This is a genomic window from Bacillus sp. LUNF1, assembly GCF_011008975.1.
Taxonomy (GTDB): domain Bacteria; phylum Bacillota; class Bacilli; order Bacillales; family Bacillaceae; genus Bacillus; species Bacillus velezensis.
This window is the reverse complement of the sequence record NZ_CP048876.1, coordinates 3,870,520-3,885,488: the sequence shown is the minus strand read 5'-3', so window position 1 is coordinate 3,885,488 and position 14,969 is coordinate 3,870,520. Positions and strand designations below refer to the sequence as shown.

Genomic DNA, 14,969 nt, shown 5'->3' with positions numbered 1-14,969 from the left:
ATGAAATGGATCAGCCTCATTAAATCCAAACAGTACCACTTGTTCGAAAGACTTCTAGTTGAAATCTAATTTTGTCCATGAAAAACTCTGCATTTTTAAAATGAAATACACAAATGCAACTTATAATTCAAGTTTTCTATATATGGATGATGATGGGGGATAGTATGAACGGAAGGAAAGACATATTAAGTGCTTGGATTACGATAGAGCAACTATCAGAAGGTTCTATTAATAAAAAAGATAAAGCGCTAAAGCCTTTACATACGGTGGAGAAGGACTGGAATAAGTTTTTTTTAGACTTTTTAAGTAAACAAAAAGAACAGCAAAAGGTATCAGATAAGATCTTTAAGAAGTCGGGATTAGTATTATATTTTGATATATTCAATTTTCAAGAGATTGTTGACATATTGAGGGAGAAATATAAGATCGCTAAGAACTACGAAGAAGTTAGTAACTCTGACAAATTCACCTTCTCTGTATATTTTGATAACCAGTTAAATTTTATAGCAGAAAAATTGTTCTATACGATGAGCGGTTATATCCGCCGACATGGCGATTTACCGAAAGATATTTTAAAAGTTGAAAACTCATTTAGAGAAGACTTGAACAGGAAATTTGATGAGGATTTTAATACCGCAATTTCTGAACTCTTACAAAATTATAATGTTAATACAGAAAATTTCCGCTATGCATTTGTGAAAAACTTGGATAATGGAGATGTGAATCTACATTCGTTCTTTGTTGGAGATCTGAACAAAGCAAAGACAATCACTAATAAAAATTTGGATAGATATTTTAATGGCTTTTCTGGATACAGAAAAAATTTAGATGGTAAAAAAGAATCAACTCATTTTAATTCACATATTTTCGAGATGATTTTGCAACCTAAATTTTATCCGTCGGGACGTTTCCCAAGTAATCCTGATTTTGCGCTTTCATTCATGCAACAGGTTGCGGTAAATCTTGCTTTACATGATGAAAATGATATTCGTAGTGTCAATGGACCGCCAGGAACAGGGAAAACAACACTGTTAAAAGATATTTTCGCTGATTTAGTAGTGCAACAGGCAGCGGAAATCTCACAGCTGTCTGATAAAAATATTCAAGGTAGTCTAGTTTATTGGCAGAGTGCTAAACTTGGTGTTTTACCGCATTCCATTTCAGATAAGAATATTATTGTAGCAAGTTCAAACAATGGGGCAGTCCAAAACATTGTTAAGGAGCTACCAAAGAAAGAGAAGATTGCTGATGATTTTCAAAAGCAACTAGAGGAAGCGAATTATTTTAAAGATATTTCTAATTCTAAATTAACCGGTGAAGGTTTCGGAAAAAATCGCAAGATAAAAAGTGAGCTTTTAAATGAGGATAATTGGGGTACATTTTCGTTGGAAGGCGGAGCATCATCAAACATTAACAAGTTACTTTTAACTATCGAAGTAATTGAAAAGGATTTAGGAGAAAATTATGAAGCGAATACAGATGTAAGTGTATATCAAGAATTCTCACGTCTCTATGATGAATTAAAAACTGAAAGAGAAAAAATTCAAGAATATAGCGAGAAAATGTATTCTCTTCAAAAATTTAAAACCAAGCATAAGGAGCAAACCATTGCTTTTGAACAAGAAGTAACAGAGAAACGAGCAAATTTGATTTCACAGGAGGAAGAAGCACAGCGTGAACTTGAAAGGCTGGGACAAGAAAGCGTAAATCTCCAAAAAAAGTTATCGGATTGTTCCATTGAAATCAAAAATTTGAATGATTTACAAGCTCAAGCTGAACGAAATTATGATGTAGTTACTTCACAAAAGCCAAGTTTTTTATGGTTCCAGAAAATATTTAATAAATCAAAAGTTGAGCTGTATTTCAAAAATCTCAATAATACGAATGCCTATTTAAATCATCTTTCTCAACAAAAGACTAAATTGTTAAATGAGCGCATGAAATTCGAAAATGCACTAAAGGTAAATGCTGTTAAAATCGAATATACTCGGCAACAAATTCAGGACATAAAAGCTGATTTCGAACAATGGATGACTACTCAACAAAATGATTTTAAGAAATTGGAACAAGAAATTGCGTTATTGGAAAAACTCAAATTTCAAAGTGGAATAGAAGAACTAGATTTCTCACTATCATATGATGAACTTCAAAAGTCTAATCCATGGTTTACCAAGCGCTTTCGTATTTTACAATCAGAATTATTTATTTCAGCCTTAAAGGTTAGAAAGCAATTCCTGTATGTAAACAGAAAGAATTTGAGAGCGGCAAGAATTATTTGGAATAAACAGTCCGAATACATTGGAAAAGAGAATGGATATCAGTTAATTTCAGAATCATGGCAATGGTTGAATTTCGCTATCCCTGTTGTCAGTACTACCTTTGCCAGCTTTGGCAGGATGTTTAAAAACCTTAATGAAAACTCAATAGGTAACCTATTCATAGATGAGGCAGGTCAAGCACTACCGCAGGCAAGTGTTGGCGCAATTTTTAGAAGTAAAAAGGTTATGGTGGTTGGGGACCCATCACAAATAAAACCAGTATTGACGTTAGATTCAAATGTCCTGACATTGATTGGAAGATATTATAAAGTTGATGAAAAATTTGTCTCTGCTGATGCTTCTACTCAAACGATTGTGGATGCCGCAAGTCAGTATGGTTTTCAAAAAAATGAGGATGAATGGATTGGCATACCACTTTGGGTGCACAGACGTTCAAATTATCCGATGTTTACGATTTCAAATGAAATCTCGTATGATGGGTTGATGGTACAAGGTAAATCAGAAGATGAGTCACAAGGAAAATCACAATGGTATGATTCAACCGGAAAAGCAAATGACAAATTTGTTAAAGAACAAGCTGACTTACTGAAAAGTCTGATTGATAAGCGTTTGCAGGAAAATCCAGACTTAGCTGAAGAAATCTATGTTATATCTCCATTTAGAAATGTGGCTTATAAACTTGCACAAGTTTTAGATGAAATTAACTTTACGAAACACGAAAATGGGAAAACAACAAATATTGGAACTGTCCATACTTTTCAAGGAAAAGAAGCAAAAATTGTCTATTTTGTTCTTGGAGCGGACACTAATAGCAGTGGGGCAGCAAGATGGGCTGTTTCTGATCCAAATATGATGAATGTTGCAGCTACACGAGCTAAAGAAGAATTTTATGTTATTGGCGATAAGAAATTGTATGCCTCACTTGGGAGTGAAGTGGCAAATAAAACGATTTCGATTATTGAAGACTATAACAGGTAATCAGCGGTAGTATTCTAGTGAAATGTAACTGGCCTTAAGTCCTTAAAATATCCTTTTTATTGTGATGTAGAAAAGTTCAGAGAAACGTATTGTAGTCATCTGCCAAATTAAAATGTAATGGAAATATCATTTTTAATACTAACCAAGAATAGAATAAACTCTATTGTTGAACCGCTTTAAATCATAAAGGTAAACATACATTTTTAATAATCTTGAATCCGATCATTACTGTATTACTGTTTAAGCTTCATTTTAAGATTAAATAGGATTATTTTCTCGCTGAAACTAAACTTCCGCTCAAACATAGTGTTCAAAACCTAAGCTTCCTTTACCTGCTCTCAAGGTACAATAGAGAATAATAGCCTGGTTTCTGCTTATAGAATTCATTTTTATTTCCTACACATGGTAAAAGAAGCAACCTACTGTTGCTTCTCTTTCACCATCTTTATAAAGAGAAAGAAGACAATGAATACAATAAAATAATTCAATGGATTCTTAACGATGTTTATCTCCAGGGAAATCTGTAAGAGTATCCAGAGAATGAAGATGGCTAGTATTGAAGGAATGATGATTTTGTACATGTCGACCACCTTCCATAGTTAGTAAGAGAAAGGGGCGCGGGCCCCTTTTTCTTCATGGTTAAAAGCAAGATGCGGCAGCTCCTGTCATTGCACCGCCAACAGCGCCGGTAATTGCTCCAACGGCACCCGCTCCTACTGTTCCGATGCCGGGTATTGTGACTGTTCCTACAGCAGCTCCTGCGAGACCCAGTGTGCCGCCTCCAGTTACCGCACCGCCGCCAGTACCTAAAATACATTTCCCGACTGATTGGGTGCTGATTGAACCGCTCGTTTTTCCAGCGTCTTTGTTCATGACTTTGACTAAAACGCCATTTTTAATTTTTTCATATTTCAGTGTAACGGGTTCACCATTTTTGTCAGTAGAGCTTTTCGGAAGAGCCTGCTCCTCGCCCGTTATGTTGTCTTTTAGGGTTGCATTGCCTTTAGCGTCAATATGAACATCTGCATGATTGAACGTCATCTTCAGCTCACTGTCGTTGAGGTTTTCAACTTTGTATGTAGCTTGGGATTCTGCGGCAGCCGCAGAATGGGGTAAAACCGGGAGGGCAAAGGCACCTGCTAGGAATACCAAGGCTGCCAGTTTCACTGCGGTTAGCTTCATTTTGCTTTGCATAATTGATCCTCCTCCTTTGGTTGCCATACTAACAAAGGCATTCTGCTTCTTAAACCCTTACCATATAAAATGATAAAAAATTCACCCAATTTCATCACATTAACCAACAAGGTTTGTATGTTTCCCTTCGAAAGTCATAGGAGAGCAGGGTTCATATCTGATGCGAAGTTATCAAGGAGGGAAGAAACCAGAAGAGCCCAGAGAAGCACCTTTATTGCGACAACAGCTTCTTTCGCTTTTTCCATACAACAGTATAAATCCCTTTCCGTCACGGAAACCTAGTGGAAAAGGTTTCTGAAAGGAGGGGGCGTATGATGAAAGGTGAAAAAATTCAAAACAAAACATCTTTGGTTTGGAAGATGGCGATTGCCTCTGCGGTTTCTTGGGAAGCGGCAAAACTGGCGGGCTCTGATCACCCGTATTTAGCGCCGCTATCTGTTATCTTATGTTTGCAGCCAACGATAGATCAGTCGATTCGCTTTTCTTTTCATCGTATTGCGGGAACTGCGATTGGGATCATGTTAACGTCCTATCTTGTCAGTCACTTGCCAATGAATGGCTGGATGCTGGGGCTGTTCCTGTTAGGCGGGACCTATATTGCAAAGTGGTTACGAATAGATGTAACGGTTCTGCATCAGGTAGCGCTCACCATTTTATTGGTCTTTACGTTTGAACGGAACTCTAAAGATTATGCATTCGACCGAATAATCGATACGGTGATCGGCGTCATCATCGCCATTCTGGTTCACATGTTCCTTTTTCCGCCGGACTACACAAAAAAGGCAGCGGACTCTTTTCAAACATTGGCTCGTCAGCTTTCCGGCACACTTTCAGACCTTTCCAAATGGGTTCAATCAGAGTGGGGACAAGGAAAAGGGAACCTTATGGAATATAAAATGAACAATCTTCTGCAGGAGCTGCATACGGCAAAAGAGATGCTGCAAACAGCCTCTGACAGCTTAAAATTCAACCCCGTCAGAAAACACATCATTTCAAGCTATCAAATAGAGATGCAAAAGTTGAACGCCGGATTTGAGTATCTATCAAATATAGTGAAAACGTTAAAAGAATGGGAAACAGAGGGGGAGTTATCTGCCAGTGACAAAAGGGAGCTGGGGAATGATTTACAAGTGTTAAGTGAATACTTTGCGGGTTTTAAAGGAATACAGCAGGGTGAAACAGGCAACTGGAAACAGAAGGAACAGAGCGTGTTGTTGGAATCTCTCCGTTCCGACATGCTGTCGCACCCGCCGCCCGGTCATAAGGTCTATAAAGACTCTTTTTTTTTAGAAACGAAGAAATTGCTGAAGCGTTTGTAATGTTTTCCGGAAAAAAAGAATACGGATATACAGATGCAGATATGATCAGGTAAAAGCGGGGGACATGAAATGGATGATATACACCGGATTTTGGATGTCATCGCCAATTCTAAAAAAGCTAAGGTACTGGCTACCATCATTAAAACAGAGGGGTCCGCTTATAAGAAAGAAGGGGCTTCGATGCTGATTTTAGGGGATAAAACAAGAGTCGGAATGTTATCCGCCGGTTGTCTGGAAGAAGACCTCGTTGAACGGTCGGAACAGGTCTGGACTGCAGGAGAGCCGTTGATTGTCCGCTTTGATATGAGCTCGGAAGACGATTTATCCTGGGGACAGGGCGTTGGCTGTAATGGTGTTTTGACGGTTTTACTTGAGCCTGTAAAAGGGGAATTGGAACGAAATCTGATAACAGTCAAGACATGCTTAGATGAAAAAAAGTCTGTGACCCGAATGAAACGATTCACTAAAACGTTAGAGCCGAAGGAAGATCTGTATATAGCTGAAGACGGCAGCGTGTTTGGAACCGGGGATGTTATGGAACAAGGCCGTATTCAAAAACTGAGACAGACGGAAAAGGGAATCAAAAGGGATGAACATACCTCTGATTTATTTTTTATCCATCAGATGGTGCCAAAACCTTGTTTATATGTCTTCGGAGCAGGGGAAGATGCGAAGCCGTTAGTTTCGTTGGCAGCTCGTGCGGGTTTTCATGTGACGGTGATTGACTGGCGCCCCGCTTTATGTCATCACGGCCATTTTCCTGAAGCCGGACGTTTGATTACAGGAGCACCGGAAGAAGTCATGGAAGGTCTGAGCATGACAAAAAGGGATTTTGTTGTCATTATGACGCACAGCTTTCAAAAAGATCAGATCATTTTACATACATTTAAAAATAAGAATGTATTTTATAAAGGCGTATTAGGCCCCAGAAGGCGTACGGAGCGGCTTTTAGGCGGGGCTGAGATTCCGGAAGATATACATTCCCCTATCGGACTTCCCATCGGGGCACAAGGCCCTGAGGAGATTGCTGTAAGTATTGTCGGCGAGATGATTCAAAAAATGCGAAAACAAAGGTCTCGCTTATGAAAACAGCAGCCATTTACCTGGCAGCCGGTACAAGCAGACGCATGGGGACGGATAAGCGCAGTTTAGTTCTCAATGGCGTCTCTCTGGGAAGTATGGCACTTAAAAATGCCTTGTTATCTGAATTAGATCATATTTTCGTTATTACGAGAAAGGGAGATTCACTGCATTGGCTTTCGGATGTTTTCTTTTTAGATCCCATATCAAATAAGTGGAGTCAGGCAGAATGTGAGCAAGCGGGTAAAGGCCAAGGCCATTCTATACAATGCGGTGTGAAAAAAGCGGCAGAGTACGAGGCTGACGCCGTTATCATTCTCCTTGCAGATCAGCCGTTTGTCACCGCAGATATCATCAATACGTTAATTGATTCCTATCAAAAGGAGCGCCGTTATTCATTTATCGCCGCTGAAAATCATCATCTTCCTATGCCCCCCATTTTATTCTCCAATCAATGTTTTCCGGTATTGCATCAGTTAAAGGGAGACCAGGGCGCCCGGCATGTCATCCGTGAAAGTATGATCAATACGGGAAAAATGATCAGCTTTCAAGACCCTTTGCTTTTTTATGACGTCGATACAGCTGAAGATTATACGCTGCTGCTGAATAAATTCGGGGAGTGAATGAGTTGGAGTATATCGGGAAGAGTGTCATTCGGAAAGAGGCCCTTGAAAAAGTGACGGGTAAAGCGAAATATACGGATGATTTTCAAGAAACAGGCACATTACACGCAAAAATGCTGATCAGTCCATATGCTCATGCCGATATTGTGTCTATGGACTTTTCAGAAGCTTGGAAGATTCCCGGAGTGAGAGCGATATTGGGAGATGAACCTTTTCCGCTTGCAGGTGAGGAAATTAAAGACAGGTCGCCGATTGCTTATAAAAGGGTCAGATACCATGGTGAGCCGGTTGCTGTTGTTGTTGCGGAAAATCCGATTACAGCTAAAAAGGCAGCGGATGCCATCAAAGTATCCTATAAACCTCTTCCCGTCGTCAATTCCCCCCCGTGAGGCCTTTCAAAAGGATGCGCCGCTCGTCCATGAACATGCGGACCGCTATGAGAAGACAAAAGGTGTATTCCCGGTTCCGAAGACAAATATCGCAAACCTGGATAAGGTTAGAAAAGGAAATATTGAAGACGGGTTTAGGGAAAGTGATGTGACAGCAGAATTCCAGATTTCCTTTAACCCTTCTGATCACGCTGCGATGGAGACAAGATGCTCGATCGCTGAAATTCGCGCGGATGAGGAGATTATCATTACCACATCCTCTCAAGCTCCTTTTGCCATTAAAAAATTAATGCAGTGGTATTTTGGAATCGAACCCGGAAAGGTTATCGTCAAAACGCCTTTAGTAGGAGGAGCGTACGGGGGAAAAGCAGCCGTTCAGTTAGAGGTGATTGCCTATTTGGCATCAAAAGCAGTCGGAGGCCGGCCCGTCAAATTGTTTAATACGAGAGAAGAGGATCTGATCACATCTCCCGTTCATGTAGGATTGGATGCTATTGTCAAATTAGGGGCTACAAAGGATGGAATCTTAAAGGCGGCAGACATTCAGTTTTTATTTGATGGCGGAGCGTATTCTGATAAAGGAGTGGACATCAGCCGGGCTGCGGTGGTTGATTGTACGGGTCCGTACGCTATCGACCATATACGGTGTGATTCATATTGTATGTATACGAATCATCCATATCCAAGTGCATTCAGGGGCTACAGCCATGCTGAAGTGTTATTCGCCTTTGAGCGGACGATGGATGTATTGGCGGAAAAGCTGAACATGGACCCGTTAGAACTCCGCTATAAAAATGCCATTCGCCCCGGTGACACCACACCGACTCAAGTTCTTCTCAATTCAAGCACGGTCGGAAATGTGCCGAAGTGCATTGAAAGATTAAAGGAATTAATGAATTGGGACGAGGGACAGCGAATTGAAATCGATGGCCGGAAGATACGGGCGAAGGGAATCAGCTGCATTTGGAAAACTTCAACATTTGATACAAATGCAACGTCCGGGGTTCTTTTAACCTTTAATCCCGATGGAAGCATTAATTTGATGTCAGGCGTAGTGGAAATTGGAACAGGGACAAAAACAGTGCTAGCCCAAATCCTGGCGGAACGAATGAAAATGGATATAAACAAAATTCATGTAAAAATGCTTATAGATACACAAACAACACCCGAGCATTGGAAAACCGTGGGGAGCAGAGGGACGTTAATGGCCGGAAATGCCGTACTGAATGCAGCGGAGGAAGCCATTCGAAAGCTGAAAGACGTGGCATCATGTGTGTTGCGGGTTCCTGTCGAGGAATTGGAAGTGGCCGACGGAAAGGTTTATTTTATAGATCATCCTTCTGTACATGTTGACATAAAAGACATTGCTTACGGATATACGTTTCCAAATGGAAATACCATTGGCGGCCAAATCATTGCGAGCGGCAATTACACATTAACCCGGATGACGAATTTAGACCGGGAAACGGGAAGAGGAAAGCCGGGACCCGAATGGGCTGTCGGTGCTCAGGGAATTGAAGTTGAGTTGGATAAACGGGATTATACGTACCGAATTACAAAAGCCTATTCTGTTGTGGATATAGGAACTGTATTGAATGAAAAAGCTGCAAGGGGTCAAGTGATGGGGGGGATGAGTATGGGAATCGCATTTGGAGGAAGAGAAACCTTTGTATTTGATCCGTATGGCAGAGTATTAAATCCTCAGCTTAGAACATACCGCCCCCTTCACTATGGAGAGCAGCCTGAATATATCATTGAATTTGTTGAAACCCCGCATGTGATCGCGCCTTATGGAGCGCGCGGCGGCGGGGAACACGGACTGTTGGGGATGCCGGCAGCATTGGGAAATTGCCTTTCCGCCGCTTTAGGTGTCCAATTGAATCAACTTCCTCTCATTCCCGAACAATTATGGAGGACGCAAGAGGGGTGGAAAGATGATACCGTTTGATTTTAATTATTTTAAACCGAAGACCATTCAAGAAACAACCGGCCTGTTTCACTCGCTTGCGGCCGAAAAGAAAACACCAATGTATTATTCCGGCGGCACGGAAATTATCACGTTAGGAAGGCTGAATATCATCTATACGGATGCGGTGATAGATATGAACGCGCTTCCGGGATTTCAAACCATCCGATTTTATGAACATGATCTGGTGATCGGAGCAGGCGTGTCATTAACGAAACTGGAGGAAGAAAATCCATTTCCGCTATTAAGTAAAACGGTAAGTGAAATTGCGGATCGGACGACTCGAAATAAAATCAGCCTGGGCGGAAACATATGCGGGGGCATCTATTACCGTGAGGCCGTGCTGCCGTTGCTGATTTCTGATAGTTTGCTAGGGATTGCAGGGAGAGCGGGGATTCATTATCGCCCCATAAATAAAGTATTTAACAGGGAAATACAGTTGCGAAAAGGAGATTTTTTATTTCATGTCGTTGTCGATCGAGCGTATGTTGACCTGCCATTTGTCAGTATCAAAAGAAGACAGCAGTGGAATGTCGGGTATCCATTGGTGACAGTCTGTGCGCTGAAAAAAGATGATGAGATCAGAATGGCCTTCAGCGGCGTATGTCCATTTCCGTTTCGTTCTGCTGAAATGGAGGCTGTGCTTAACGATAAAAGCTATTCATTAGAAGATAGAGTGCACCGGTCTTTACAGTATGTACCCAAACCCGTTCTTGATGACGCAGAAGGCTCAAGTGAATACCGAATATTTGTCTTGCAAAATACAATTTTAGATGCCTTATGGGAATTAGAAGGAGGTCCAAATGTCTGATCCTATTACGTTGAAAGTAAATGGCGAGGAAAGACAGATTACGGTCAGACCGGCTGATACTTTATTATTTGCTCTTCGTCTTCGTCTCGGATTAACTGGTGCAAAGCCGGGCTGCTTAAATGGGGATTGCGGCGCCTGTACGGTATTAACGGACGGGGTGCCGATGAAATCTTGCTTAATGCTTGCGGCAGAAGGGGAAGGAAAGGACATTACGACAATTGAAGGACTGATCAATACACCGATTCAAAAGGCCTTTATTGAAAAATTCGCGTTTCAATGCGGTTATTGTACACCGGGTTTTCTCATGAATTGTCATGCTTTAGTGAATACTGAGCCGAATGCAAGTGATGACACGATAAAAAATTGGCTGGAGTCCAATATTTGCAGATGCACGGGTTATAGGGAGATTGAAGAAGCGGTTAAATCCGTTTTACATACAGGGAAAGGGACTTCTTAGTTCGCAACCGTAAAAAAAGAGCCCAGAGAATCATCCCTGAACTCCATATTCTTCACTTCATATACCGATACTCCCGCAGTTTCTCCAAAATCGCCACTTCTTTCATCAGTTCTTCACCGACGTTTGTTTCTTTCACTTTCTTCCGCTCCAGCTCTTTGTCGACTAATCGTTTCACTGTTAAGACGTCGGTTCCGGTGTTCAGCACTTCGGCCTTGGAGTTAAAGTGTTTATGGGCGACGAGCTGCATGCCGTAGGAGTTGTATAAGAGCGTGTAGCCGGCGATGCCTGTTGTGGATTGGTAGGATTTGGAGAAGCCGCCGTCGATGACGATCATTTTTCCGTTTGCCTTGATCGGATCTTCGCCTTCGATTTCTTTTACCGGTGTATGGCCGTTGATGATATGGCCGTGATCCGGGTTAAGGCCGAATTCCTTCAGGATGTTTCGGCAGGTTGCTTCGTCTTCACGCAAATAGTAATACGGGTTTTTCTTTTCTTTATGCGTTTCCTTCTCTTTAATGAAATACCGCTCAAAGGTGGTCATGGCGCGTTTTCCGAAGAGGGAGGAGTATTCGCCTGTCCATAAGTACCACGTCATATCTGTCGCCAGATCATCGGTTTCTTCCGGATGGGCAAACGCTTCCCGTAAGAACCGTTCAAATACATCGAGCAGCTCACGGCCCGCATAAGCTTTATCCTCTATCATCATCGTTTCCATGCTGCCGTTTTCATCGACGGGAATACAGCCGTGAATCAGCAGGTTGCCGTTATATTTTAGATAAAGGCTGCCTTTTTTCATCATAAAATTCATATGGCGGCCCAGCTTTTCGGAGTTCTGAACAGAGAACAGCAGCTTGTCCATGACTTCTGCTTCTTCTTCTAACAGCTCGTCAGGCTGTTTAGGATTCACCGTCGCAAAGCAGGTGTTTTCCAGTTGATATGTTTTTCCGTTCAGCGTGATTTCATTGCGGTCATAATCGATCTTTTCCAGTAACAGCCGTTCCTCCATATTAAAGTTCGGCCGTCTCTTAATAATCGGGCTCTCAAGCTTGAATTGGATCATCGCGATCGCCTGATGAATTTTTGTGATTTGTTTAATCTCATCTTCCGGTCTGTTTTCGTCCGCTTTCGGACGGAAAGACGGGTTATCATCGTAATACTTTTCGGCAAGGTTCAATAGCGGTCTCAGATTGATGCCGTAAACGTCCTCAATAATGTCCAGATTGTCATAGCGGGCACAGATGCGGATAATGTTTGCCAGGCATACTTTTGAGCCGGAATAAGCGCCTATCCAGAGAACATCATGATTCCCCCATTGAATATCCACTGAATGATAGTTGATCAGTTCTTCCATGATTTTATCCGGCTGTGGTCCGCGGTCGTAAATATCGCCGACAACATGCAGATGGTCGACCACCAATCGCTGCGTGCTGTAGGCAAGACCGGTGATCAGCTTATCGGCCTGACCGAGCGCAATGATCTGTTCTATGATTTCGGAATAGTATTGTTCTTTGTTGGCGGCTTGTTCTGTTTTGTACAGCAGCTCTTCAGAAATATAAGCAAATTGGGCGGGCAGTGCTTTGCGCAATTTGGAGCGGGTGTACTTGGAAGAACAATAAGAAACGAGCTTAATCATCCGATGAATCGTTTCTTTATACCACTCATTTAATGCCTCTTTCGTATCAAAGTCATGTTTGATCAGCTTTAGTTTGTCCTCAGGGTAATAGACCAAAGCCGCCAGTTCATCAATTTGTCTATCGTAAATGACGCCGCTGAAAATATCGCGGATCTTCTCTTTTACTCTTCCTGAACCGTTCCGCAGCACGTGCTGGAATGCCTGATACTCCCCGTGCAGATCACTGACGAAATGCTCGGTTCCTTTCGGCAGGTTCAGTATCGCTTTCAGATTAATGATTTCCGTGACCACTTTTTCTTCACAATCGTATTTTTGTGCGAGCAGATCTAAATATTTGGTTTCCAATCTCGTCCATCCCCTTTTTATTTACGAGCCATTGTATGGTAAGGTGAATTTAAAGTATGACATAAAGTTTACATCATTAGACCTTATATGATAGTACCGCAAATCGCCTTTTTGAGACAATGAAAACGGAAAATACGGCGCTTCAGGCATCGAAAATTGGACCGGGATAACGCCGTGAGCTCATCCCCCTATTGACAATGAATTCAACTTCCATTAAAATAAAAAGTTAGCTGATAGGTATTTCTATCATAAACTCAATACGTAGCAGGCTATGATTGCTGTGGGTCGCACTACAGCAGGAGCGGCTTCTGGAGAGACCGCGGATTTTCCGCGGCGCCGAAGGGTTCACAATCTCAGGCAAAAGGACAGAAGAGTACCGAATATGTATTTGTCATGCTGTTGATTGTCAGCGGCGCAGATATAATTTGATATTCTTATGACCATGAGATTGGAGGGCATCCAATCTCTTTTTTTATTGGCTTTTTTTGCTCGTCGTTCACTAGAGAGGTAAGGAGGAGTCAGATGTGGAGCAGCGAGAGCTAAAGAGGGACTTATCGAATCGGCACGTGCAGCTGATCGCCATTGGCGGCACGATCGGCACCGGATTGTTTTTAGGGTCTGGTAAGGCGATTCAGCTGGCGGGTCCTTCTATCATCTTTGCGTATTTTATTGTAGGTATTGCGCTTTTTTTCGTCATGCGGGCGCTGGGAGAACTGCTGTTATCTAAAGCGGGCTACCAATCATTAACGGATATTGCCGAGGCGTATTTAGGGCCGCGTGCAGCGTTTGTCACCGGCTGGACCTATTGGTTTTGCTGGATTATGACGGCTATGGCGGATGTGATCGCCGTCGGTGTGTATGTGAAATATTGGTTTGATATTCCGCAGTGGATTCCGGCACTTATCTGTTTGCTCATTTTATTAGGGCTTAATCTGTTAACGGTTAAGATTTTTGGAGAATTGGAGTTTTGGTTCGCCTTAATTAAGGTAGTCACGATTCTCGCGTTAATTGTCATCGGGGTGGTTCTGCTGGTGATTGGGTTCAAAACGCATACCGGAACGGTTTCAGCGGCGAATCTGTGGGATCACGGCGGTTTGTTTCCGAACGGATTTTCAGGCTTTTTGCTTTCGTTCCAGATGGTGATCTTCGCCTATGTCGGTGTGGAATTAGTGGGTGTGTCGGCGGCGGAAACGTCAAATCCGAAAAAAAATATTCCGTCCGCTATCAATAAAATTCCTTTACGGATTTTATTTTTCTACGTCGGGGCATTGCTCATTCTTTTATGTATTAACCCGTGGATGCAGCTGAATGCGGCGGAAAGTCCTTTTGTGAAGACCTTCAGTCTGGTCGGCATCCCGTTAGCCGCGGGAATCATTAATTTTGTCGTATTAACGTCTGCCGCTTCTGCTTGTAACAGCGGGATGTTTTCAACAAGCCGGATTTTGTATAACTTAAGCAAAACGAAACAAGCGCCTGCAAGTTTTGCGAAGCTGAATAAAAATCATGTGCCGAGCCGCGCATTATGGATATCGGTTATTGTGCTGTCAGCTGGCGCTCTTTTAAGCAAATTGATACCGGAAGCGGCTTTTGGCATCGTGACAACCATCAGCGCGATTTGTTTCATTTGGGTGTGGGGCGTGATTCTGGTCTGTCATATCAGATACAGGAAAACCCGTCCGGACTTACACGCAAGCTCGTCTTTCAAGGCGCCGTTTGCACCGTTTATCAATTACGCCGTGCTGGCGCTGTTTGCCGTCATTCTGGTGATTATGCTGTTTGCGGATGCGACGCGCCCGGCTTTGCTGCTGACGCCGCTGTGGTTTATTGGACTGTTTCTTATCTATCGGGCGAGAGGGAGAAAGACAGATTGAATTGCTTCAGACGGTGTACTGCCA

Annotated in this window: 10 protein-coding genes, 1 pseudogene and 1 riboswitch; of the genes and pseudogenes, 8 read left to right on the top strand and 3 right to left on the bottom strand. The window is 42.3% G+C overall.

The genetic code is table 11. From position 1 onward, the window contains the following. Positions 1 to 164: 164 nt before the first annotated feature. The gene (locus G4O42_RS19285) at positions 165 to 3,257 is read left to right on the top strand and encodes a DEAD/DEAH box helicase (protein ID WP_032876905.1); all 3,093 of its coding nucleotides are present in this window, start codon (positions 165 to 167) and stop codon (positions 3,255 to 3,257) included. Between the two features lie 419 nt (positions 3,258 to 3,676). On the opposite strand, the gene G4O42_RS19280 is transcribed toward G4O42_RS19285, so the two are convergent. Together G4O42_RS19280 and G4O42_RS19275 are read right to left on the bottom strand one after the other, a co-directional pair. After that, entirely contained in the window at positions 3,677 to 3,838 is a 162-nt protein-coding gene (locus G4O42_RS19280; protein WP_017418518.1) for a hypothetical protein, read from the bottom strand. Between the two features lie 58 nt (positions 3,839 to 3,896). After that, positions 3,897 to 4,451, bottom strand: a complete 555-nt coding sequence (locus G4O42_RS19275) for a hypothetical protein (protein WP_032875461.1) — start codon at positions 4,449 to 4,451, stop codon at positions 3,897 to 3,899. A gap of 311 nt (positions 4,452 to 4,762) precedes the next feature. Here G4O42_RS19275 and G4O42_RS19270 point away from each other — a divergent pair, with 311 nt between their 5' ends. The 6 genes and pseudogenes from G4O42_RS19270 (at position 4,763) to G4O42_RS19245 (ending at position 11,096) form a co-directional block, all read left to right on the top strand. Continuing rightward, positions 4,763 to 5,770, top strand: coding sequence for an FUSC family protein (locus G4O42_RS19270; protein ID WP_032875464.1), 1,008 nt, complete (start codon positions 4,763 to 4,765; stop codon positions 5,768 to 5,770). 69 nt (positions 5,771 to 5,839) lie between these two features. After that, entirely contained in the window at positions 5,840 to 6,856 is a 1,017-nt protein-coding gene (locus tag G4O42_RS19265; RefSeq protein WP_032875467.1) for an XdhC family protein, read from the top strand. Further along, positions 6,853 to 7,473 (top strand): NTP transferase domain-containing protein, encoded by a 621-nt coding sequence (locus G4O42_RS19260; RefSeq protein WP_032875470.1) that lies wholly within the window; start codon positions 6,853 to 6,855, stop codon positions 7,471 to 7,473. Before G4O42_RS19265 ends, G4O42_RS19260 begins: the two co-directional genes overlap by 4 nt. A 5-nt stretch (positions 7,474 to 7,478) precedes the next feature. Next, positions 7,479 to 9,810, top strand: a pseudogene (locus G4O42_RS19255) (xanthine dehydrogenase family protein molybdopterin-binding subunit). Next, positions 9,797 to 10,639: an FAD binding domain-containing protein gene (locus G4O42_RS19250; RefSeq protein ID WP_032875473.1), complete on the top strand. Its 843-nt coding sequence runs from the start codon at positions 9,797 to 9,799 to the stop codon at positions 10,637 to 10,639. Before G4O42_RS19255 ends, G4O42_RS19250 begins: the two are co-directional and overlap by 14 nt. Beyond that, complete coding sequence (locus G4O42_RS19245; protein ID WP_014419315.1) at positions 10,632 to 11,096, top strand: (2Fe-2S)-binding protein; 465 nt, start codon at positions 10,632 to 10,634, stop codon at positions 11,094 to 11,096. The genes G4O42_RS19250 and G4O42_RS19245 overlap by 8 nt, the downstream gene beginning before the upstream one ends. Positions 11,097 to 11,148: 52 nt before the next feature. Here the strand turns inward: G4O42_RS19245 and fbp are convergent, their stop codons facing one another. Further along, positions 11,149 to 13,074 (bottom strand): fructose-1,6-bisphosphatase, encoded by a 1,926-nt coding sequence (fbp, locus tag G4O42_RS19240; RefSeq protein WP_032875476.1) that lies wholly within the window; start codon positions 13,072 to 13,074, stop codon positions 11,149 to 11,151. Positions 13,075 to 13,372: 298 nt separating this feature from the next. Further along, positions 13,373 to 13,453: riboswitch (glycine riboswitch) on the top strand. Positions 13,454 to 13,598: 145 nt separating this feature from the next. Here fbp and G4O42_RS19235 point away from each other — a divergent pair. After that, a complete protein-coding gene (locus tag G4O42_RS19235; RefSeq protein ID WP_032875479.1) occupies positions 13,599 to 14,945 on the top strand; it encodes an amino acid permease in 1,347 nt (448 codons plus the stop codon). The last annotated feature ends 24 nt before the right edge of the window (positions 14,946 to 14,969 follow it).

Bases quoted from the DNA above. Each gene is read 5' to 3' on its own strand.
- G4O42_RS19260 (WP_032875470.1), top strand. From the start codon at position 6,853: ATGAAAACAGCAGCCATTTACCTGGCAGCCGGTACAAGCAGACGCATG.
- G4O42_RS19285 (WP_032876905.1), top strand. From the start codon at position 165: ATGAACGGAAGGAAAGACATATTAAGTGCTTGGATTACGATAGAGCAA.
- G4O42_RS19265 (WP_032875467.1), top strand. From the start codon at position 5,840: ATGGATGATATACACCGGATTTTGGATGTCATCGCCAATTCTAAAAAA.
- G4O42_RS19280 (WP_017418518.1), bottom strand. From the start codon at position 3,838: ATGTACAAAATCATCATTCCTTCAATACTAGCCATCTTCATTCTCTGG.
- G4O42_RS19270 (WP_032875464.1), top strand. From the start codon at position 4,763: ATGATGAAAGGTGAAAAAATTCAAAACAAAACATCTTTGGTTTGGAAG.
- G4O42_RS19245 (WP_014419315.1), top strand. From the start codon at position 10,632: ATGTCTGATCCTATTACGTTGAAAGTAAATGGCGAGGAAAGACAGATT.
- G4O42_RS19275 (WP_032875461.1), bottom strand. From the start codon at position 4,451: ATGCAAAGCAAAATGAAGCTAACCGCAGTGAAACTGGCAGCCTTGGTA.
- G4O42_RS19250 (WP_032875473.1), top strand. From the start codon at position 9,797: ATGATACCGTTTGATTTTAATTATTTTAAACCGAAGACCATTCAAGAA.